The sequence below is a fragment of the Micromonospora sp. NBC_01740 genome (genome assembly GCF_035920365.1).
In the GTDB taxonomy this organism is placed as follows: domain Bacteria; phylum Actinomycetota; class Actinomycetes; order Mycobacteriales; family Micromonosporaceae; genus Micromonospora; species Micromonospora reichwaldensis.
This window is the reverse complement of sequence record NZ_CP109150.1, coordinates 5,914,415-5,934,215: the sequence shown is the minus strand read 5'-3', so window position 1 is coordinate 5,934,215 and position 19,801 is coordinate 5,914,415. Positions and strand designations below refer to the sequence as shown.

Here is a 19,801-nt window from a genome sequence, read left to right as displayed (position 1 = left end):
GAGATCATGCAGTCGCTGATGACGCGGGGCCAGCTCAAGATCGCCGCGGCGCGCCGCCCGGAGCACGCCCGCCACTGGCGTGCCGTGCTCGGCTCCGGCGCCGACCCGGTCGGCTTCCCCGCCGACCGCACCCCGGCGCCCGGCGCCCCGCCCGAGCCGGCGGCCGTCACCGTGCCGCTCGACGAGGCGGTCATCGACCGGCTCGCCCGGGCCGGCCGGGGCGGCGAGGACGCCCGCCAGGTCCTGGTGACGGCCGCGGTGGCCGCCCTGCTGCGCCGCTACACCGGCACCGACGACATGCTCGTCGGCCGTCCGGGCGAGCCGGGGCAGTTGGCCGGGATGCTGCCGTTGCGGGTGCGCTGCGCGGCGGAGAGCAGCTACCGCGACCTGGTCGGGCAGTTGCGAACGGCGGTGCCCGAGGCGGCGCGCCATGCCGACTACCCGGTCGAGTTGCTCGCCGAGGAACTGGCGGCGGACGCCGGTCCCGGCCCGCACCCGCTCGTCGACGTGGCGGTGGGGGGCGGCGCCCCGGACGGCGCCGGGGTCGGGGTGTTCTTCGCCCTCGGCGCCGCCGAGGTGACGGTCCACCACGACGCCCGCCGCTACGACGGCGCCACGGCCGAGCGGATCGGCGCCCACCTGGCGCTGTTGCTGGGTCGGGCCCTGGCGGAGCCGGACGCGCCGGTGACGGACCTGAGCCTGCTGACCGACTGCGACCGGGACGTGCTCCGGGAGGTCAACGACACCGGCGTCGGCCAGGACCCGGCCGGCCGGCCGGACGAGTGGGTCGCCCGGTGGGCCGGCGCCCGCCCGGACGCCGTCGCCGTCCGCACCGCGGCCGGCAGTTGGACGTACGCGGAACTGGAGGCCCGGGTGGCCGCGTACGCCGAGCGGCTGCGCGGCGCCGGGGTGGGCGCGGAGTCGATCGTCGGCGTGCTCGCCGAGCGCTCCCGCGAGCAGTTGGTGGCGATCCTGGCCACCCTGCGGGCCGGCGGCGCCTATCTGCCGGTCGACCCCGGTTACCCGGCGGCGCGCGTCGCCTACCTGCTCGACGACAGCGGGGCCGCCGTGGTGCTCGCCGCCGACCCGGCGCGGGTCCCGCACGGCGTGCCGGTGCTCCCGCTGCCGACGGCCGGCCCGGTGCCCGCCGCCGTCGGGTCGCCCGGCCCCGACGCGCCGCGCCACGGGCGGGACCTCGCGTACGTCATCTACACCTCCGGCTCGACCGGCGCCCCGAAGGGCGCGATGATCGAGCACCGCTCGCTGGCCAACCGGCTGGCCTGGATGCAGCGGCTGTACCCGATCGGCCCCGCCGACGTGATCCTGCACAAGACCCCCACCACCTTCGACGTGTCGGTGTGGGAGCTGTTCTGGTGGGCCCGCGAGGGCGCCTCCGTCTGCCTGCTTCCCGCCGGCGCGGAGCGCGACCCGGAGGCCATCATCGGGGCGGTCGAGGCGCACGGCGTCACCACCGCGCACTTCGTGCCGTCGATGCTGGGCGCGTTCCTCGACTACCTCGGCACCGCCGACACCGGCCGGCTGGCGAGCCTGCGGCAGGTCTTCGCCAGCGGCGAGGCGCTCGGTCCCCGGCAGGTGGACCGGCTCGCGGAGCTGCTGCCCGGCGCGACGCTGGTCAACCTGTACGGGCCCACCGAGGCCACCGTCGACGTCACCCACCACCGCTGCCGGCCCGGCCGGGAGCGGGTGCCGATCGGCCGGCCCGTGGACAACACGCGCCTGTACGTGCTCGACGAGCGGCTCCGCCCCCAGCCGGTGGGGGTGCCGGGGGAGCTGTGCGTCGCCGGGGTGCAGCTCGCGCGGGGCTACCTCAACCGCCCGGAGCTGACCCGGGACCGCTTCGTCGCCGCGCCGGAGGTGGGCGAGGAGCGGGTGTACCGCACGGGCGACCTGGCCCGGCTGCTGCCCGACGGCACGCTCGACTACCTCGGCCGCCTCGACCACCAGGTGAAGGTGCGCGGCTACCGCGTCGAGCTGGGCGAGGTGGAGGAGGCGCTGCGCGGGCACCCGGCCGTCAAGGACGCGGTGGTGGTGGCCCGCGACGGCAACCTGATCGGCTACGTGGTCGCCGACGAGCCGGTGGGCGAGGCGACGCTCACCGCCCACCTGGGCACCCTGCTGCCGGGCTACCTGGTCCCCGCCCGGGTGGTCGAGCTGGCGGAGTTCCCGCTGTCGGGCAGCGGCAAGCTGGACCGGCGGGCGCTGCCCGAGCCGGCCGCGCCCGAGCGGCCGTACGTGGCGCCGCGCACCGGGCCCGAGCGGATCCTCGCCGACATCTGGGCCGAGGTGCTGGGTCTCGACCGGGTCGGCGTGGAGGACAACTTCTTCGCCATCGGCGGCAACTCGATCCACTTCGTCACCGTGCTGGCCCGGGCGCACGCCGCCGGGGTGGACCTCACGTTCCAGCAGTTGTTCCGCCACCCGACGATCGCGGCGCTGCTCGCGGCCGGCCCGCCGGGCGCGGAACGGGCGGTGACGCACCCGCCGTTCGCCCTGCTCGACGCGGCGGACCGGGCCCTGCTGCCGGACGGGGTGGTCGACGCGTACCCGCTCGGGCAGCTCCAGGCGGGGCTGATCTACGAGAACGAGCTGTCCCGGGGCGCCGCCCAGTACCACGACATCATCAGCTTCCTGATCAACGCGCCGTTCGACGAGGCGACGTTCACCGAGGCGGTGCGGATCCTCGTCGCGCGGCACCCGATCTTCCGGACCAGCTACCACCTGACCGGCTTCGGCGAGTACCTGCAACTCGTGCACGCCGACGCGCCGAGCCCGCTGTGGGTGGTGGACCTGCGCGACCGCGACCCGGCCGAGCAGGAGCGCTGGCACGCCGACTGGCACGCGCGCGAGCAGTCGTACCGGTTCCGCTGGCAGGAGCCGGGCCTGGTCCGCATCCACGTGCACGTCCTCGGCGACGAGCTCTACCGCTACAGCGTCAGCCAGCACAACTCGGCGCTGGACGGCTGGAGCATCACCCTGCTGCACACCCAGCTCTTCGACACCTACTACCGGCTGCTGGCCGGGGACCGACCGGACGAGGGGCCGGCCGAGAACCACTTCCGCGACTACATCGGGCTGGAACGCCGGGCGCTGGAGTCGGCGGCGGACCGCGACTTCTGGCGTGGCGTCCTCGCCGCGGGCGGGGTCACCGAGCTGCCCCGGTGGCAGCCGCCGGAGGCGCCGGCGGAGCGGACCGTCGTCTTCCACGAGGTGGAGATCGACGACGCGCTCTCCGAGCGGCTGCTGCGCGCGGCCGACCGGTTGGCGGTGCCGCTGAAGACCGTGCTGCTGGCCGCGCACGTCAAGGTGGTCGGCGCGCTCGCCGGGGACACCGAGGTCGTCACCGGGTACGAGCAGAGCGGCCGGCCGGAGGCGGAGGGCGCCACCGGGGCGCTGGGGTTGTTCCTCAACACCGTGCCGATGCGGGTGGACCTCGGTGACGGTTCCTGGGCCGACTTGGTCCGGGCGGTGTACCGCGCGGAGGCGGACCTGCTGCCCCACCGGCGCTACCCGATGGCGCAGATGAAGGCGGACGCCGGCACCACCGACCTGCTCTTCGAGACCGTCTTCAACTACACCCACTTCTACCTGCTCAAGCAGTTGCGCGAGCTGCCCGGCTTCGACCTGCTCGACGTGCAGGTGAGCACGGAGACGGAGTTCGCGCTGCGTGCCGAGTTCATGCGGGACTTCTTCACCGACCGGGTCCGGCTGAGCCTGCACTACCATTCGGCGGCCTTCACGCCGGAGCAGGCGGCGGGCATCGGCGAGGTGTACCGGCGGGTGCTGGCGGAGCTGGCGACCGACCCGGAGCGCGCCCACGCCGGGCTGCGGCCCGGACTGCCCGAGCCCCGGGTCACCCCGACCCGGCGCCGCTTCGACCGGGCCGCCCCGGCGACGCGCCGGCCGGCGGAGCCGGCGAGGCGGACCGCGCCGGGCACGCCCGTCGCCCGGCGGATCGCCGAGGCGTGGGCGCGCGCGCTCGACGTGCCGCTGGCCGGGATCGCCGAGGAGGACAACTTCTTCGACCTGGGCGGCAACTCGCTCGCCGCGATGCGGGTGATCGCCGCGCTACGACCCCTGGTCACCCTGCGGCAGCTGATGACCACCTCCACGCTCGGGCCGCTGGCCCGCGCCGTCGAGGCGGACGCCGCGCCGGAGGACCGGCTGCTGCAACCGCTGTCCCCGCCGGACGCCGCCCACGACCGGGTCCTGGTCTGCTTCCCGTACGCGGCGGGCAGCCCGCTCGCCTTCCGGCCGCTGGCCGAGGCGCTGGCCCCGCACCGGATCGCGGTGCACGCCGTGGCGCTGCCGGGGCACGACGTCAGCCGGCCCGAGCCGCTGCTGGACCTGCCGGAGCTGACCCGCCGGGTGGCCGCCGAGATCGGGGAGCTGGGCGGCCGGCCGGTGCTGGTCTGGGGGCACTGCGTCGGCGCGGCGGCGGCGATCGAGGTCACCCGGCTGCTCGCCGCCGCCGGCCGGCCACCCGAGCGGCTCTTCCTCGGCGGCAAGCTGCTGCGCGGGCCGGAGGAGATCGACGCCAGCATCGCGGAGGTCACCGGGATGGCGCCGGCGGACGTGGTGGGCTGGCTGGTGGACCAGACCGGCTTCACCGAGCTGGACGGACTGGACGCGGAGCACGTCGACGCCCTGGTCGCCGCCTTCCGGCACGACGCCGTCGGCTCGCACCGCTACCTGCGGGACCGGGTGGGGGAGCCGCTGCCGGTGCCGGTCACGGTGGTCGTGGCCGCCGACGACCCGTTGACGGCCGGGCCGGGCGCGGCGCACGACGCGTGGCGGCGGGTCGCCGCCGACGTGGAGCTGAGGGAGATCGACGGGGGCGGACACTACTTCTGCCGCACCCGCGCGGCCGAGGTGGCCGCTATCGTCGGCGCGACGGGTCCGGGCGCGCCGCCGGCGGCCGCCGCCGTACCGTCCGCCCGCCGTCCTGGGGAGAACCATGTCTGACCGTACGCCGACCGCGCGGGGCGAGTTCGTCGCCGGAGCCCGCTCGATGGTGCCGTTCCTGCTCTCCGCCTTTCCGCTGGGCGTGATCGGCGGCACCCTCGGCCTGGCCGCCGGCCTGTCCTACCTGGAGACGTTCGGCCTGGCCATGGTGGTCAACTCCGGGACCGCCCAGTTCATCGGCTTCAAGCTGATCTCGGAGGGGGCGGCCTGGCCGGTCATCGTCCTGACGACGCTGATCCTCAGCCTGCGGATGCTCATCTACTCCACGCTGCTCGCGCCGCACGTGCGCGAGCTGCCGCAGCGGTGGCGGCTACTGCTGGGCTTCGGCCTGATCGACGCGGTGTTCTTCGTGGCCTTCGACCGGATCAAGGGCGACGAGCCGGCCCGGCGCAAGAGCATGTTCTACTTCGGCGCCTCCGCGGTCATGTACGTCAACTGGGCGATCGCCACCGTGGTCGGCATGATCGCGGGGCACCTGCTGCCGGAGCGGCTGCGCTCCGGCCTGGACTTCCCGATGACCGCGGTCTTCCTGGTCGTGCTCGCCTCGGCGCTGGTCGGCTGGAAGGTCTGGACGGCGGCGGTCTCCGCCGGGGCGCTGGCCCTGCTCCTGCTCGGGCTGCCCTACAACCTCGGCCTGATCGTGGCGGCGTTCGGCGGCGCGTTCGTCGGCATGGCCTGCGAGCTGGTGGAACGGCGCTGGTTCCCGCCGAAGCCGGCGGAGCCGGGCCAGCCGGGGGAGGAACCGGCCGAACCGGGCGAGCCGGGCGGGCCGGGGCCGGAGTCGGAGTCGAGAACGCCGCAACCGCGGACCGCCGGGGCGGCGGCCGGGGAACGCCGGGTCGCCGAGACGGCCCGTGACACGGACGGAAGGTGACCGGAATGTCCATGCTGCTGCTCATCCTCGGGATGGGGCTCGCCACCTTCGCACCCCGGTACCTGCCGCTGCTGGTCTTCCGCGACCGGGTGCTCCCCGACGACGTCAAGGTCTTCCTCGGCTACCTCCCGCCGGCGCTGCTGGCGGCCATCGCCGTCCCGTCGGTGATCGCCCCGGTGGACAACCGGATCGAGATCACCGTCGTCACCGTGCCGTACCTGGTGGCGGGCCTGGTCACGCTGGTGACCGGCCTCTTCGTCGAGCGTTTCATGATCGTCTGGACGGTGGGCCTGGTGGTCTTCTTCGGCCTGCGCTGGTGGCTGGGGGCCGCGTGACGGCCGCCCACCCCGCCGGGCGCGCCCCGCTGCGGGTCGCGGCGGCCCAGGTCACCGCCGTCCCCGGCGACCTGGCCGGCAACGCGCGGACCGCGGCGCGGAGCATCGCCGAGGCGGCGGCCCGCGGCGTCCACCTCGTCGTCTTCCCCGAGCTGTCGCTCTGCGGCTACGACGTCGGCCTGCTGCGCGACGACATCGCGCGGTGCGCCGTCGAGGCGGGCGGCGACCCGCTCGACGCCGTCGCCGAGGCCTGCCGCACCCACCGGGTGGTGGCGGTGGTCGGCGGCTGCCGGCGACGCGCCGACGGCTGGGCGATCGGCGCCCTGGTGATCGGCGCGGACGGCCGGCCCGCCGCCGCGTACGACAAGCGCCACCTGGACCGCGACGAGCGCGAGCTGTTCGTGCCCGGCCGGGCCGACTGCCTGGTCGAGGTGCGCGGCTGGCGGCTCGGCCTGGGGGTCTGCTACGACGCGAGCTTCCCCGAACACGCTCGCGCGCTGGCCCTCGCCGGCGCCGACGCCTACCTGTGCCCGAGCGCGTTCACGACGGGCGACTCCGACCACCGGCGCGGCGTGTACTTCCCGGCCCGCGCCCTGGAGAACACCTGCTACGTGCTGTTCGCCAACTTCGCGGGATCGCACGGCGACTGGGAGTTCGCCGGTCGCAGCGCCGTGTACGCTCCCGACGGTCGGGTCCTCGCCGACGCCGGCACGGGGCCCGGGCTCGCCGTCGCCGACCTGGACGACGCCGTGCTGCGCCGGCACCGCGACGCGTTGCGGATGCTCACCGACCGGGCCGCGCCCGCGCCGCCCCCGGCGGCCGTGCCCGTCCCGGCCGGGTGACCGCCCGTCCGTCGGGAGCGTCCACGCGGACGAGCCGTCGTCGGGCGCCCGCCGCCCGGGTGACGCCCGCACCTGTCCGACCCGCCGTCCCGGCGGGCAGCCCACCACGTGAGGAGAACCTGTGACCGGCACCGGCACGATCGCTGTCCACGGCGACGACGGGTTGAGCCCGGGCGGGGCGGTGTCGCCGCCGATCGTGCAGAGCGCCACCTTCAGCGCCGAGTCCGACGAGCAGTTCGCCGCCGTCGCCACCGAGACCCGGGGCAACGCCTTCTACACGCGCTACGGCAACCCGAACCACGCGCAGGTCGCCGCCGTGGTCGCCCAGCTGGAGGGCGCCGAGGCGGGCCTGGTCACCGCCTCCGGGATGGGCGCGATCAGCACCATCGCCCTGGCCCTGCTCTCCGCCGGGGACCACGTCGTCGTGCAGCGCAGCACGTACGGCGGCACGACGTCCCTGGTCACCGGCCTGCTGGCCCGGTTCGGGGTGGCCTTCACCCAGGTGGACCAGACCGACACCGAGGCCTTCGTCCGGGCGCTGCGCCCGCAGACCCGGCTGGTCCTGGTGGAGACCCCGAGCAACCCCCTGCTCGAACTGACCGACCTGGCCGCCGTCGTCGAGCTGGCGCACGCCAACGACGCGCTGGTCGCGGTCGACAACACCTTCGCCACCCCGGTCAACCAGCGGCCGACGGAGTTCGGCGCCGACCTGGTGTGGCACAGCGGGACGAAGTACCTCGGCGGGCACTCCGACGTCTCGGCCGGGGTGGTCGTCGGCTCCGCCGACCTCGTCGACCGGGTGTGGCAGACCGCCATCGTCACCGGCAGCACCCTCGGCCCCATCGACGCCTGGCTGCTGCTGCGCGGCATCCGCACCCTGTCGCTGCGGGTGGACCGGCACAACGCCAACGCCCTGGCCCTGGCCCGGGCGGTCGAGGGCCACCCGGCGGTGCGGCGGGTCCGCTACCCGGGGCTGCCGACGCATCCCCAGCACGAACTGGCCGGCCGGCAGATGACCGGCTTCGGCGGGGTGCTCAGCGTCGAACTGCGCGACGGGCGGGCGGCGGCCGGGCTGCTCGACGGCCTGCGCCTGGCCAAGCGGGCGGCCAGCCTGGGCAGCGTCAGCACCCTCGTGGTGCACCCGCGCTCGATGTGGGCCGGGATCGTCGACGCCGAGCAGTTGGCCGCCACCGGCATCGGCGAGGGCCTCGTCCGGGTCTCCACCGGCATCGAGGACACCGAGGACCTCGTCGCCGACTTCCTGGCGGCCCTCGACGCGGCGGACCGGGCGGAGTAGCGCCCAGGCCGGCCGCGCGGGTCAGCGGTCCGGGCTGCCGGCCGGCGCCATCACGCGCAGCGCGTTGGCGTCCAGGCCGATCCGGATCGGCGTACGGCCGCACAGCTCGCCGTCGACCTCGACGCGCGCCGGCCGGTCGGTCTCCAGCCACAGCTCCCCGACGGCGAGGAACGGCTCGTCGCCGACGGAGCGCCGGTGCCCGGTCGCCGCGTTGCGGGCCGTGTCGCGCAGCAGTCCACGGCGGTTCGCGCCGCCGACCGGGTACGCGACCAGCAGCCGGTCGTCGGCGTCGGCGTCGGCGGCGATCGGGCGCCCGGCGTGGAAGCCGCCGTTGGCCACGTACACCTGGTGGGTCCGGAACTCGTGCCGGGCGCCCCCGGCGCGGACGGTGACCCGCAGCGGGCGGTGCCGGGCCAGCAGGGCCAGGGCGGTGAGCGGGTACGCCAGCCGGCCGGTGACCCGCTTCAGGCGCGGCGGCGTGCGCAGCATGATGTCGGCGGAGAGGCCGACGCCGACGTGGTTGGTGAACCGCATGTCGCCGGCGAGGCCGAGGTCGACGTCGATCACCGTGCCGTCGGTCAGCACGTCGACGGCCCGGTCGAGGTCGAGCGGGACGCCGACGGTGCGGGCGAAGTTGTTGGTGGTGCCCAGCGGCAGCAGCCCGAGCGCCATGTCGCGGTGGGCGAGCAGCCGCGCGGCGGTGCTCAGGGTGCCGTCCCCGCCGCCGGCCACCAGCAGGTCCGGCCCGAGGTCGACGGCTGCGGCGAGGACGCGTTCGAGCTGGCCGGGCTGCTCGACGGGGTGGTCGCCCAGCAGATGGAAGCCGGCCGCCGTCAGCCGGGCCCGGGCCCGCGCGTGCAGTTGGCGGCCCCGGCGGGAGTGGGCGTTGACGACGAGGACGGCCCGCCGGTCCCGCCGGATGGCCGCGCCCAGTTCCTGCTTCGTCCGCATGGGCCCCGACCCTATCGGCATCCGGGACGCCGGCACGAGGACGCGGGGGATCGCAGGCATAGAAGGTCTTCGACGTATTCGGTAGGGTGGCGGGAAGGAAGGTTTCCACCCCGGAGGTGTCGATGCGAACACAGGTGATCCGCGCGGTCGGCGTCCTGGCGGCGGGCGGGGTCCTGGCGACGCTGGGCGCCAGCGGCGCGCAGGCCGACCCGGTCGTGCCGCGGCACGCCGTGATCGTCTGCCAGAGCGCCAGCTTCTACGCCAACTACGACTCGGCGAGCGGCCCGCACGGGCTCAAGCGCACGCTGGCGTACGGCAACAAGATCGGTCACACGCCCGGCGCGCACCCCGTCTACAACGGCTGGGCCGCCACCTTCGACTTCGGGCCCAACGACTGGGGCTACGTGCGCAGCGAGTGCATCGGGGGCTACGACTCGTGGTGAGCGGGGGAGTGTCGCGTCGGCTCGGCGCGTTGCTGGCGACCGTATGCGCCGTACTGGCGCTCACGCCGTCGGCCGGGCACGCCGCGAACGGGACGATCGGGCAACGGGAGACGGTGTGCGCCGAGGACCTCTTCGTCCGCACCGCCCCGGTCGGCGCGTGGATGGGCACCCTCTACCGCGGCCAGACGTTCCTCGTCGAGGGGCCGCGCAGCGGCGGCTACGTCTACGGATTCGCCTACGGGCACGTCAACCGGCGCGGCTGGGTGCAGGACGGCTGGTTCTGCTGACCCCGCCCGGCGGGTGACGCACGGAGCCCCGGGTGGTGCCCGGGGCTCCGTGCGGCCCGGCGGATCGTCCCCGGCTCACCGGGAGGGCGTCAGCCGTCCGGTACGCCGCCGGTGGGCGCGGATCAGGTCGGCGTAGCGCAGGCCGCTCGCCTTGAGCGTCCGGCGCTGGGTGGGGTAGTCCACGTGCACCAGCCCGAAGCGCTTGTCGTACCCGTACGACCACTCGAAGTTGTCGAGCAGCGACCAGACGAAGTAGCCGGCCAGCGGCACGCCCCGGTCGACCGCCGCCGCGCACGCCGCCAGGTGCCGCTCCAGGTGGTCGGTGCGCTCCCGGTCCTCGACGGTGCCGTCGGCGGTGACCTCGTCCCGCCACGCCGATCCGCTCTCGGTGACGAGCACCCGCGCCGGGGCGTACTCCTCGGTCACCGCGACCAGCAGCTGCTCCAGCCCGGCCGGGTACGCCTCCCAGCCCATCGCGGTGTGCACCGCGCCCGGCACCGGCACCTGCCGGGCGTACGGCGCCGGCCCCGCCGGGTCGTCGGCCACCACCTGACGGAAGTAGTAGTTCAGGCCGAGGTAGTCGGTGGGGGTGGCGATCACCGTCAGGTCGTCGCCCCGCACCGGCGGCTCGACGCCGTAGGTGGCGACCATGTCGGCCGGGTAGCCGCGTCCGTGCAGCGGATCGAGCCACCACCGGTTGACGTGGCCGTCCATCCGCCGGGCGGCGGCCACGTCCTCGGGCCGGTCGCTCGCCGGCTCGCAGGGGCTGGGATTGAGCACGATCCCGACGGAGGCGGGCCGGGCCGCGGCGGCCCGGATCGCCCGGGTGGCCAGCCCGTGCCCGAGCAGGACGTGGTGCGAGGCGCGCACCGCCCTGGCCAGGTCCCGCTCGCCGGGCGCCATCCGGCCCTCCAGGTGCCCGATCCAGGACACGCAGAGCGGCTCGTTGACGGTGGTCCAGTCGGCGACCCGGTCGCCGAGGCGGGCGGCCACGACGGCGGCGTAGTCGGCGAACGCCTCGGCGGTGGCCCGCTCCGGCCAGCCGCCCCGGTCCTGCAACGCCTGCGGCAGGTCCCAGTGGTAGAGCGTCACGAACGGGCGGATCCCCGCCGCCAGCAGGGCGTCGACCAGCCGGTCGTAGAAGTCCAGGCCCTTCGGGTTGACCCGGCCGACGCCGTCGGGCCGCACCCGGGGCCAGGCCACCGAGAACCGGTACGCGTCCACCCCGAGCCGCCGCATGAGCGCCACGTCCTGCGGCCACCGGTGGTAGTGGTCGCAGGCCACCGCGCCGGTGTCGCCGTTGTCGACGGCGCCCGGCACGTCGCAGAAGGTGTCCCAGATGGACGGCGCGCGGCCGTCGGCGCGGACGGCCCCCTCGATCTGGTACGCGGCGGTGGCGACCCCCCAGAGGAAGTCGGGCGGCAGCGTGGACAGGTCCGGCACGGGTGGGCTCTCCTTCGGGTGTGCGGCCGTCATGGCCTCGTGTGCGGCCGTCACGGCCTCACCTGACCGCGCCGGCGGTGAGGCCGGCGACGAAGTAGCGCTGCAACGCCAGGAAACCGGCCACCACCGGGACGCTGACCACCAGCGACGCGGCCATCACCTGGTTCCAGTAGACGTTGAACTGGGTGGAGTAGCCCTGGAGGCCGACGGCGAGGGTGCGGCTGCCCTCGTCGGTCATCACCGAGGCGAAGAGCACCTCGCCCCAGGCGGTCATGAAGGCGTAGACGGCGACGGCGACGACGCCCGGCACCGCCGTCGGCAGGATGACCCGGAACAGCGTGCGGAGCGGGCCGGCGCCGTCGACCTGGGCCGCCTCGTCGAGGCCGCGGGGGATCGAGTCGAAGTAGCCGACCAGCATCCAGATCGAGAACGGCAGGGAGAACGTCAGGTAGGTGATGATCAGGCCGGTGCGGCTGGCGTACAGCTGGATGCCGGTGGCGGTGCCGAGGTTGACGTAGATCAGGAAGAGCGGCAGCAGGAAGAGGATCCCGGGGAACATCTGGGTGGAGAGCACGGTCACCGAGAACAGCCCCCGGCCGCGGAAGCGGTACCGGCTGACGGCGTACGCCGCGAAGATCGCCACGGTGACCGAGAAGACCGCCGCCACGGTCGAGACGACCAGGCTGTTGACCAGGTAGCGGCCCAGCGGCACGGTCGACCACATGTCGACGAAGGCCTGCGCGGTCGGGCGCCGGGGCCACCAGGTGAAGGCGCCCTGCACGTCCTGCAACGGCTTGAGCGCCGAGCTGAGCATGACGTAGAGCGGGACGAGCACGAAGAGCGCGAGCAGGGTCAGCACGATCCGGCGGGCCCAGCGCTCGGCGGCGGTCTCACGCATCGTTCCTCCGACGGTTGGTCAGCAGCAGGTACCCGGCGGTGACCAGCAGCAGGAACAGCAGCAGCAGCACCGACATCGCCGATCCGGCCCCGAAGTCCCAGGTCTTGAAGGAGCTGCGGTAGATGTGCAGGGAGATGAGGTTCGCCTGCTCCGGCGCGGAGCCGCCGAAGAGCACGTACGGGGTGTTGAAGTCGTTGAAGGTCCAGAGGAAGAGCACCAGCACCAGCACCAGGTTGACCGGGCGCAGCATGGGCAGCGTCACCGAGCGCAGCCGCCGCCAGAATCCGGCCCCGTCCATGGCGGCGGCCTCGTACAGCTCGCCGGGGATGTTCTGCAGGCCGGCCATGACGCAGAGGAAGGCGAACGGCCAGGACCGCCAGACCGAGACGGTCAGCAGCGCGACGAAGCTGTTCTCCCCGATCAGCCAGAACGGCCGGTCGTCGAGGAGGTGGAGCTGGTCGACCAGCACGTGGTTGACCAGGCCGGTGTCCCGCTGGAAGAGGAAGCTCCAGGTGATCACGGCCGTGTAGACGGGCAGCGCGTACGGGGTGAGGAAGAGCGCGCGCAGCACGGCCCGGCCGCGGAAGGGGCGTTGCAGCAGTACGGCGGCGGTGGTGCCGAGCACCCAGGAGAGCCCGACCGAGGCCACCGTGTAGCCGACGGTCACCCCGAACGAGTGCAGCAGCTGGGCCCCGACCGCCGAGTCGACGTCGAGCACCACGCGGTAGTTGTCCCAGCCCACGAAGGGCGCGGTGGACCAGTCGCGGATGTGGAACTGGGTCAGCTCCCGCAGGCTCATCCACGCCCCGACGAGCATCGGCACGACGTGGACCGCCAGCTCCAGCACGACGGCCGGGGCGAGCAGCAGGTACGGCAGCAGCGACCGGCGGCGCCCGGGCGACCGGCGTCGCACCGGGGCCGCGCGGCGGGCGGGCCGCTCCGGTGCGGCGACGTCCCGGGCGGACGTGGTGGTGGCCATCGTGGTCCTCTCGCTGGGTGGCCGTGGGAGGGTCGGCGTCCCTCCCACGGCCACCGGTCCGGCGGGTCAGCGCATCTGCTGCTGGGCCCGGGTCAGCTTCTGCCGGACGCTCTCCTCGGTGACCGGTCTGCCGCTGGCGGCGTCGGCGAAGAGTTCCTTGATGGCGGTGCCGACGAGGGTCTCGAAGGTGCTCTCGTCGGGCACCTGCGGCAGCGGCGCCGCCGTGGTGGCGAGGGTCTGCTGGAGCACCTTCTGCTCCGGCGCGGCGAACGCCGGGTCGCCGGCGACGGTGGCGACGGCGGGCAGCGAGCCGTACGTCCTGTTCAGCGCCACCTGCTCGGCGTCGCTGGTCATGAACTTGACGAACTCCAGCGCGGCGTCGGTGTTCTTGGTGTGCTTGAACACCGCCATGTTGATCCCCGCGACCATGCTGTTGACCTTCTTGCCGCCGGCCGGCGGGGCGGCCGGGAACGGCACCGGGGCGATCCCGTACGCGTCGGGGGCCATGTTCTGCGACTTCAGGTTGGACCCGGCGGCCTGCCAGAGCAGCATGGCGGCCTTGCCGTTGGCGAAGTCGGAGACCGACTGGTTCTGCGCGTACTCGGCGTTGCTCGGGTTGACGATCCTGTCGACGGCCATCAGGTCGACGTACCGCTTGACGGCGGTGACGTTCTGCGGGGTGTCGAAGGTGGGCTTGCCGGCGGAGTCGAACCACTCGCCGCCGTACTGCTGGCTGAAGGTGAAGGCGTGGTGGGCGTTCTCCGACGGGTTGGCGCCCTCGACGGCGAGGCCCCAGCGGTCACCGCCGGTCAGCTTGCGGCCGACCTCGGCCACCTGCTCCCAGGTGGTGGGCGGGCTGGTGACGCCGGCGTCGGCGAACGCCTTCTTGTTGTAGTAGAGGGCGTAGGCGAGGCTGTAGAGCGGCACCGCGGCCGGCGGCTTGCCGGGCGCGCCCGCGGCGGCCAGCGCGGCGGGCACGAACCGGTCCTTCCCGCCGACCTTGGCGAGGGTGGCGTCGTCGAACTCGACAAGCGCTCCGGTGGCCTGCAACGACGCCGACCAGGTGTTGCCGATGTTGACCACGTCCGGGCCCTGGCCGGAGGTGGCGGCGGTGAGCAGCCGGTTGAGCAGGTCCGACCAGGGCACCACCTCGACGTTGACCTTGATGCCGGTCTGCTGCTCGAACTTGTCCAGTTCCGGCTGGAGGGTCTGCTTGTCGGCCTCCAGGCTGGCGCCCTGGTTGCTGGCCCAGTAGGTGAGGGTCTTGCCGGCCGCGCCGGAGGAGTCCCCGGAGTCGCCGCAGGCGGTGAGGGTGGTGGCGGCCAGCACGGCCGCCGTCAGTATCGCGAGGTGTCGTCTCGACACGTTCGGCCCTTCCGTTGCACGTGGTGGGGGTCGCCGGCGTCGCGTCGGGAAACGGGGTGAGGGCGCCGGCGGACGGTGGGCGGGGCGCGCCGGCGGGGGCCGACGGCTCGACAGTTCCATCACGACTTAATGAATGTGGTCATTAAAGTGGTTGGCCGAGGGGCCGTCAAGCACGGGGTCGTACAGTCGCTCCCGAGGGCCGAGGGGATCGAGGTGGCAGGTGGAGTTGGCGCGCGCGACCAACCGGGGCGTCCGGCTGCGGAACCGGTCCGCCCTGCTGTCGAAGGTCTTCCTGGACGGCCCGCTCACCCGGCAGGCTCTGGTCCGCAGCACGGGGTTGAGCCAGCCGGCGGTCAGCAACGTGGTCGCCGACCTGATCGACGAGGGGCTGATCGCCGAGGCGGGCGCCGCCGAGTCCGACGGCGGCCGGCCCAGCATGATGCTGCGGGTCGCGCCGCGCTTCGCGTTCGTCATCGGGGTGGACGTCGGGGAGACCCGGGTCCGGGTGGAGCTGTTCGACTTCGCGATGGCCCAGCTGGCCAGCGTCGCGTACCCGCTCGATCCGCGGCGGACGGAGCCGGCGGAGGTGGCCGGGCACGTGCTGGCCGGCATCGACGCGGTCACCGCCCGGGCCGGGGTGGGCGTCGACGAGGTGCTCGGCGTCGGCATCGGCGTCTCCGGGGTGGTCGAGCAGGGCCGGGAGGCCGTGGTGCACGCCCAGTCGCTCGGCTGGGACCGGGTGCCGTTGGAGCGGCTGATCGCGGCGGGCACCGACCTGCCGCTGCACGTCGACAACGGCGCGAAGACGCTCGGCCAGGCGGAGATGTGGTTCGGCGCGGGCCGGGGGGCCCGGCACGCCGTCTTCGCGCTTGTCGGTTCGGGGGTCGGCACCGCGGTGGTGACCAACGGGGTGACCTACCGGGGCGCCTCCAGCAGCGCGGGGGAGTGGGGGCACACCACCCTGGTCTACGGCGGGCGGCCCTGCCGCTGCGGAGCCCGTGGCTGCCTGGAGGCGTACGTCGGCGCGGAGGCCGTCATCGACCGCTACCGCGAGGCCCGGGGCGGCCACCCGGTCCCGGGCGACGACGAGGAGTCCCAGCTGGCGACCCTGATCGACGCGGCCGGCACCTCGGCCGCCGCGCGGCGGGTGCTGGACGAGACGGCCGAGTACCTGGGCGCCGGGGTGGCCAACCTGATCAACCTGTTCAACCCGGAGCGGGTCGTGCTCGGGGGCTGGGCCGGCATGGCGCTGGGCGGCCTGCTGCCGGCCGTGCGGGAGGCCGCCGGCCGCCAGGCGCTGCGCCAGCCGTACGAACAGGCCTCGATCGAGCTGGGTCTGCTGGGCGTCGACGCGGTGGCGCTCGGTGCGGCGACGCTCCCGATCGCCCGGCTGCTCACGGCCGGCGGGGTGCGGTCGGCGAATCGGCGGGTTACCGAGCAAATCGAACTTCACGGATAAATAACAGCGTTATTTATCGATGTCTTGACGGCTGCGCGACGACGCCGCAACACTCGGACGAGAGCGCTCTCTCCCGTCCCGGCACCGTCCGGCGTCGCCGCCCCGCAGTGCCGCGGCCCCCTTCGTCATCCCGTCACGCCCGAGGTCCGCCACCCTCTATCGACAGGCGAAGTCATGACATCTCGCGCTACATCCGTACGCCCGACGCCGCCGCCAGGGCGACTCGCCCGGCGGTTGCTCATCGGCCTCGCGCTGCTCCTCGTCGCGGCGCTCACCCCCACCGCCGCGACGCCCCCGGCGCAGGCCGCCCCGGGCCTGCTGTCCCAGGGGCGGCCCGCGACCGCCTCGTCGACGGAGAACGCCGGCACCCCGGCCTCCGCCGCGGTCGACGGCGACGCCGGCACCCGCTGGGCCAGCGCCTTCAGCGACCCCCAGTGGATCCAGGTCGACCTCGGCACCCGGGCCACCCTCAGCCAGGTGGTCCTGTCCTGGGAGGGCGCCTACGGCCGGGCCTTCACGATCCAGACCTCCGACGACGGCGCGGCCTGGACCACCGTGCACAGCACCACCGCCGGCACCGGCGGCACCCAGACGGTGAACGTGACGGGCGCCGGCCGGTACGTCCGGATGCACGGCACCGCGCGCGGCACCGGCTACGGCTACTCCCTCTGGGAGTTCCAGGTCTACGGGGAGGCCGGCGGCACCGCGCCCACCTGCGGCAGCGCCAACGTCGCCCAGGGCCGGCCGGCCACCGCGTCGTCGGTGGAGAACGCCGGCACCCCGGCGTCCGCCGCGGTCGACGGCAACCCCGGCACCCGCTGGGCCAGCGCCGCCGCCGACCCCCAGTGGCTGCGGGTGGACCTGGGGACCGTCCGGTCGATCTGTCGCGTGGTGCTGACCTGGGAGGCCGCGTACGCGCGGGCGTTCCAGCTCCAGACCTCGGCCGACGGCAACGCCTGGACCACCGTGTACGGCACCACCACCGGCGCCGGCGGCAGCCAGTCGCTCGCCGTCACCGGCAGCGGTCGCTACCTGCGGGTGTACGGCACGACGCGCGCCACCGCGTACGGCTACTCGCTCTGGGAGCTGGCGGTGAACGTGACCGGCGGCGACGCCCCGCCCGTGGAGCCCACCGACCCCCGCAACCCGAACCTCGGGCCGAACACCTTCGTCTTCGACCCGTCCACCCCGACCGCCACCATCCAGAACCGGCTGAACACGCTCTTCACCCAGCAGGAGCGCAACCAGTTCGGCCCCGAGCGCTACGCGGTGCTGTTCAAGCCCGGCAGCTACACCGCCGACGTCAACCTCGGCTTCTTCACCCAGGTCGCCGGGCTCGGCATGAGCCCCGACGACGTGAACCTCAACGGGCACGTCCGGGTCGAGGCGTTCTGGATGGGCGGCAACGCCACGCAGAACTTCTGGCGGGCCGCCGAGAACCTCTCGGTGACCCTGCCGGCCGGGGTGAGCGTGGAGCGCTGGGCGGTCTCGCAGGCCGCGCCGTACCGGCGGATGCACCTGCGCGGCGCGCAGAACCAGATCCAGCTCTGGAACGGCGGCGACGGCTGGTCCAGCGGCGGCCTGATGGCCGACACCAGGATCGACGGCCTGGTCGTCTCCGGCTCGCAGCAGCAGTGGTACTCGCGCAACAGCGAGTTCGGCAACGGCTGGACCGGTTCGGTGTGGAACATGGTCTTCCAGGGCGTCACCGGCGCCCCGCCGCCGCACTTCCCCAACCCCTCGCACACCGTCATCCCGCAGACCCCCCAGGTACGCGAGAAGCCGTTCCTCTACGTCGACGGCACCGGCGAGTACCGGGTCTTCGTGCCGGCGCTGCGCACCAACTCCACCGGCACCAGCTGGTACGGCAGGACCCCGGCCGGCTCCTCCATCTCGCTCAGCCAGTTCTACGTCGTGCGGCCGGGTACCGGCGCGGCCACCATCAACGCCGCGCTCGCCCAGGGCCGGCACCTGCTGTTCACCCCGGGCGTGCACCACGTCACCGAGCCGATCCGGGTGGACCGCCCCGACACGGTGGTCCTCGGCCTCGGCCTGGCGACCATCCAGGCCGACAACGGCACCGTCGCGATGCGGGTCGCCGACGTGGACGGCGTGAAGGTGGCGGGCATCATGTTCGAGGCCGGCCAGGTGAACTCGCCGGTGCTGATGGAGGTCGGGCCGCCCGGCTCGGCGGCCAGCCACGCGGCCAACCCGACCTCGCTGCACGACGTCTTCTTCCGCATCGGCGGGCCGGGCGTCGGCCGGGCGACCAACACGTTGACCGTCAACAGCGACCAGGTGATCGGCGACCACATGTGGCTCTGGCGCGCCGACCACGGCGACGGGGTCGGCTGGGCGGTGAACACCGCCGACACCGGCCTGACGGTCAACGGCGACGACGTGACCATGTACGGCCTCTTCGTCGAGCACTACCAGCGGTACCAGACCGTCTGGAACGGCAACGGCGGGCGGACGTACTTCTACCAGAACGAGATGCCGTACGACCCGCCGAACCAGGCCGCCTGGATGAACGGGGCCACCCGTGGCTACGCGGCGTACAAGGTGGCGGACGGGGTGAGCAGCCACCAGGCGTGGGGGATGGGCAGCTACTGCTACTTCAACGTCAACCCCGCGGTCGTCGCCGATCGGGCCATCGAGGCGCCGACCAGCCCGAACGTCCGGTTCACCAACATGGTCACCGTCTCCCTCGGTGGCGTGGGCACGATCAACCGGGTGGTCAACGGCACCGGCGGCACCGCCAACGCGGGCAACCAGCAGGTGTACCTGACGAACTATCCGTGACCCGTACGGCGGCGGGCCCGGCCGGAGCGTCCCGGCCGGGCCCGCCGCCGCTTCCGGTGCCGCCCGGCGACCCCGGAACGGCCCCGCGAGATGGCCGGCGTCACTTCACACAATAAAACATTGCAGTACCTGCAAGATCGCTAGTAGTGTCCGGCGCGTGAATCCCGCCGGCACCGAACCCGCTCCCGGGCGGCGCGACCGCAAGAAGCGCCAGACCCGGGCCGCGCTGACCGAGGCGGCCCTGCGCCTGGTCGCCGAGCGCGGCCTGGCCCAGGTGACGGTGGAGGAGATCAGCGAGGCGGCCGACGTCTCCCCGCGCACCTTCTTCAACTACTTCGCCTGCAAGGACGACGCCCTGGTCGGCGACCAGGCGGGCGACGCGGCGCGCCTGGTGGCCCGGCTGGCCGCCGTGCCGCCCGAGGCGCCGGTGCTGACCGCGCTGCGGACGGCCCTCGACGAGGTGATCGACGAGGTACGCGCCGAGCGCGAGCTGTGGTGCCTGCGGATGGACGTGGTGGCGCGCAATCCCGCGCTGCTGCCCCGCCTGCTGGCCGGCAACGCCGAGACGGAACGCGCCATCGTCGAGGTCGTCGCGGCGCGGGTGGGCGTCGAACCCGACCACGGCTACCCGGCGCTGGTCACCGCCGTGACGGGCGCTGCGCTGCGCCACGCCATGACCCGGTGGGCCGCCCACCCCGACCGGCCGGACCTGGCCGACCTCGTCGACGAGGCGTTCGCCGCCCTCGCCGCGGGGCTGCCGCAGCCCGACCGGCCCTGACCCGCAAGCCCCTTCCGGGAAAGGTGCCCGGGAGGCCGTGAAACCCGTACCCGGTAAGGAAGGTC

15 protein-coding genes are annotated in these 19,801 nt (G+C 74.1%); 10 read left to right on the top strand and 5 right to left on the bottom strand.

Annotated elements, in window-relative coordinates:
• The first annotated feature begins 6 nt into the window (after window positions 1-6).
• From OG989_RS26215 to OG989_RS26195, 5 genes are all read left to right on the top strand, one after another.
• Window positions 7-4,983 (top strand): non-ribosomal peptide synthetase, encoded by a 4,977-nt coding sequence (locus OG989_RS26215; RefSeq protein WP_327028791.1) that lies wholly within the window; start codon window positions 7-9, stop codon window positions 4,981-4,983.
• A complete protein-coding gene (locus OG989_RS26210) occupies window positions 4,976-5,857 on the top strand; it encodes an AzlC family ABC transporter permease (RefSeq protein ID WP_327028790.1) in 882 nt (293 codons plus the stop codon). The genes OG989_RS26215 and OG989_RS26210 overlap by 8 nt, the downstream gene beginning before the upstream one ends.
• A 5-nt stretch (window positions 5,858-5,862) precedes the next feature.
• Entirely contained in the window at window positions 5,863-6,192 is a 330-nt protein-coding gene (locus OG989_RS26205; protein WP_132238343.1) for an AzlD domain-containing protein, read from the top strand.
• A complete protein-coding gene (locus tag OG989_RS26200) occupies window positions 6,174-7,034 on the top strand; it encodes a carbon-nitrogen hydrolase family protein (protein WP_327028789.1) in 861 nt (286 codons plus the stop codon). The genes OG989_RS26205 and OG989_RS26200 overlap by 19 nt, the downstream gene beginning before the upstream one ends.
• Before the next feature lie 121 nt (window positions 7,035-7,155).
• On the top strand, window positions 7,156-8,331 hold the full coding sequence (locus tag OG989_RS26195) for a trans-sulfuration enzyme family protein (RefSeq protein WP_327028788.1): 1,176 nt from the start codon (window positions 7,156-7,158) through the stop codon (window positions 8,329-8,331).
• 21 nt (window positions 8,332-8,352) lie between these two features.
• On the opposite strand, the gene OG989_RS26190 is transcribed toward OG989_RS26195, so the two are convergent.
• Window positions 8,353-9,282, bottom strand: coding sequence for a diacylglycerol/lipid kinase family protein (locus OG989_RS26190; protein ID WP_327028787.1), 930 nt, complete (start codon window positions 9,280-9,282; stop codon window positions 8,353-8,355).
• Window positions 9,283-9,404: 122 nt separating this feature from the next.
• Between OG989_RS26190 and OG989_RS26185 the strand changes: the two genes are divergently transcribed.
• Both OG989_RS26185 and OG989_RS26180 read left to right on the top strand, forming a co-directional pair.
• Complete coding sequence (locus tag OG989_RS26185) at window positions 9,405-9,725, top strand: hypothetical protein (protein ID WP_327028786.1); 321 nt, start codon at window positions 9,405-9,407, stop codon at window positions 9,723-9,725.
• Between the two features lie 29 nt (window positions 9,726-9,754).
• Entirely contained in the window at window positions 9,755-10,012 is a 258-nt protein-coding gene (locus tag OG989_RS26180) for a hypothetical protein (protein WP_327028785.1), read from the top strand.
• A 75-nt stretch (window positions 10,013-10,087) separates the two neighbouring features.
• On the opposite strand, the gene OG989_RS26175 is transcribed toward OG989_RS26180, so the two are convergent.
• The 4 genes from OG989_RS26175 to OG989_RS26160 form a co-directional block, all read right to left on the bottom strand.
• The gene (locus tag OG989_RS26175; RefSeq protein WP_327031239.1) at window positions 10,088-11,488 is read right to left on the bottom strand and encodes a GH1 family beta-glucosidase; all 1,401 of its coding nucleotides are present in this window, start codon (window positions 11,486-11,488) and stop codon (window positions 10,088-10,090) included.
• Window positions 11,489-11,513: 25 nt separating this feature from the next.
• Window positions 11,514-12,353, bottom strand: coding sequence for a carbohydrate ABC transporter permease (locus tag OG989_RS26170; protein WP_132238333.1), 840 nt, complete (start codon window positions 12,351-12,353; stop codon window positions 11,514-11,516).
• Window positions 12,346-13,332 (bottom strand): carbohydrate ABC transporter permease, encoded by a 987-nt coding sequence (locus tag OG989_RS26165; protein WP_327028784.1) that lies wholly within the window; start codon window positions 13,330-13,332, stop codon window positions 12,346-12,348. The genes OG989_RS26170 and OG989_RS26165 overlap by 8 nt, the downstream gene beginning before the upstream one ends.
• Window positions 13,333-13,398: 66 nt before the next feature.
• A complete protein-coding gene (locus OG989_RS26160) occupies window positions 13,399-14,697 on the bottom strand; it encodes an ABC transporter substrate-binding protein (RefSeq protein WP_151453920.1) in 1,299 nt (432 codons plus the stop codon).
• A gap of 220 nt (window positions 14,698-14,917) precedes the next feature.
• Between OG989_RS26160 and OG989_RS26155 the strand changes: the two genes are divergently transcribed.
• The 3 genes from OG989_RS26155 to OG989_RS26145 all read left to right on the top strand — a co-directional run bounded on the left by OG989_RS26155 (window position 14,918) and on the right by OG989_RS26145 (window position 19,736).
• Entirely contained in the window at window positions 14,918-16,156 is a 1,239-nt protein-coding gene (locus OG989_RS26155; RefSeq protein WP_327028783.1) for an ROK family transcriptional regulator, read from the top strand.
• Between the two features lie 174 nt (window positions 16,157-16,330).
• The gene (locus OG989_RS26150; RefSeq protein WP_327028782.1) at window positions 16,331-18,958 is read left to right on the top strand and encodes a discoidin domain-containing protein; all 2,628 of its coding nucleotides are present in this window, start codon (window positions 16,331-16,333) and stop codon (window positions 18,956-18,958) included.
• Window positions 18,959-19,115: 157 nt separating this feature from the next.
• Window positions 19,116-19,736, top strand: coding sequence for an acyl-CoA-like ligand-binding transcription factor (locus OG989_RS26145; RefSeq protein ID WP_327028781.1), 621 nt, complete (start codon window positions 19,116-19,118; stop codon window positions 19,734-19,736).
• The last annotated feature ends 65 nt before the right edge of the window (window positions 19,737-19,801 follow it).

Excerpts from the sequence above, each read along its gene's own strand:
- OG989_RS26165 (WP_327028784.1), bottom strand. The coding sequence starts at position 13,332 with ATGGCCACCACCACGTCCGCCCGGGACGTCGCCGCACCGGAGCGGCCC.
- OG989_RS26150 (WP_327028782.1), top strand. The coding sequence starts at position 16,331 with ATGACATCTCGCGCTACATCCGTACGCCCGACGCCGCCGCCAGGGCGA.
- OG989_RS26190 (WP_327028787.1), bottom strand. The coding sequence starts at position 9,282 with ATGCGGACGAAGCAGGAACTGGGCGCGGCCATCCGGCGGGACCGGCGG.
- OG989_RS26215 (WP_327028791.1), top strand. The coding sequence starts at position 7 with ATGCAGTCGCTGATGACGCGGGGCCAGCTCAAGATCGCCGCGGCGCGC.
- OG989_RS26210 (WP_327028790.1), top strand. The coding sequence starts at position 4,976 with ATGTCTGACCGTACGCCGACCGCGCGGGGCGAGTTCGTCGCCGGAGCC.
- OG989_RS26170 (WP_132238333.1), bottom strand. The coding sequence starts at position 12,353 with ATGCGTGAGACCGCCGCCGAGCGCTGGGCCCGCCGGATCGTGCTGACC.
- OG989_RS26205 (WP_132238343.1), top strand. The coding sequence starts at position 5,863 with ATGTCCATGCTGCTGCTCATCCTCGGGATGGGGCTCGCCACCTTCGCA.
- OG989_RS26175 (WP_327031239.1), bottom strand. The coding sequence starts at position 11,488 with ATGACGGCCGCACACCCGAAGGAGAGCCCACCCGTGCCGGACCTGTCC.
- OG989_RS26185 (WP_327028786.1), top strand. The coding sequence starts at position 9,405 with ATGCGAACACAGGTGATCCGCGCGGTCGGCGTCCTGGCGGCGGGCGGG.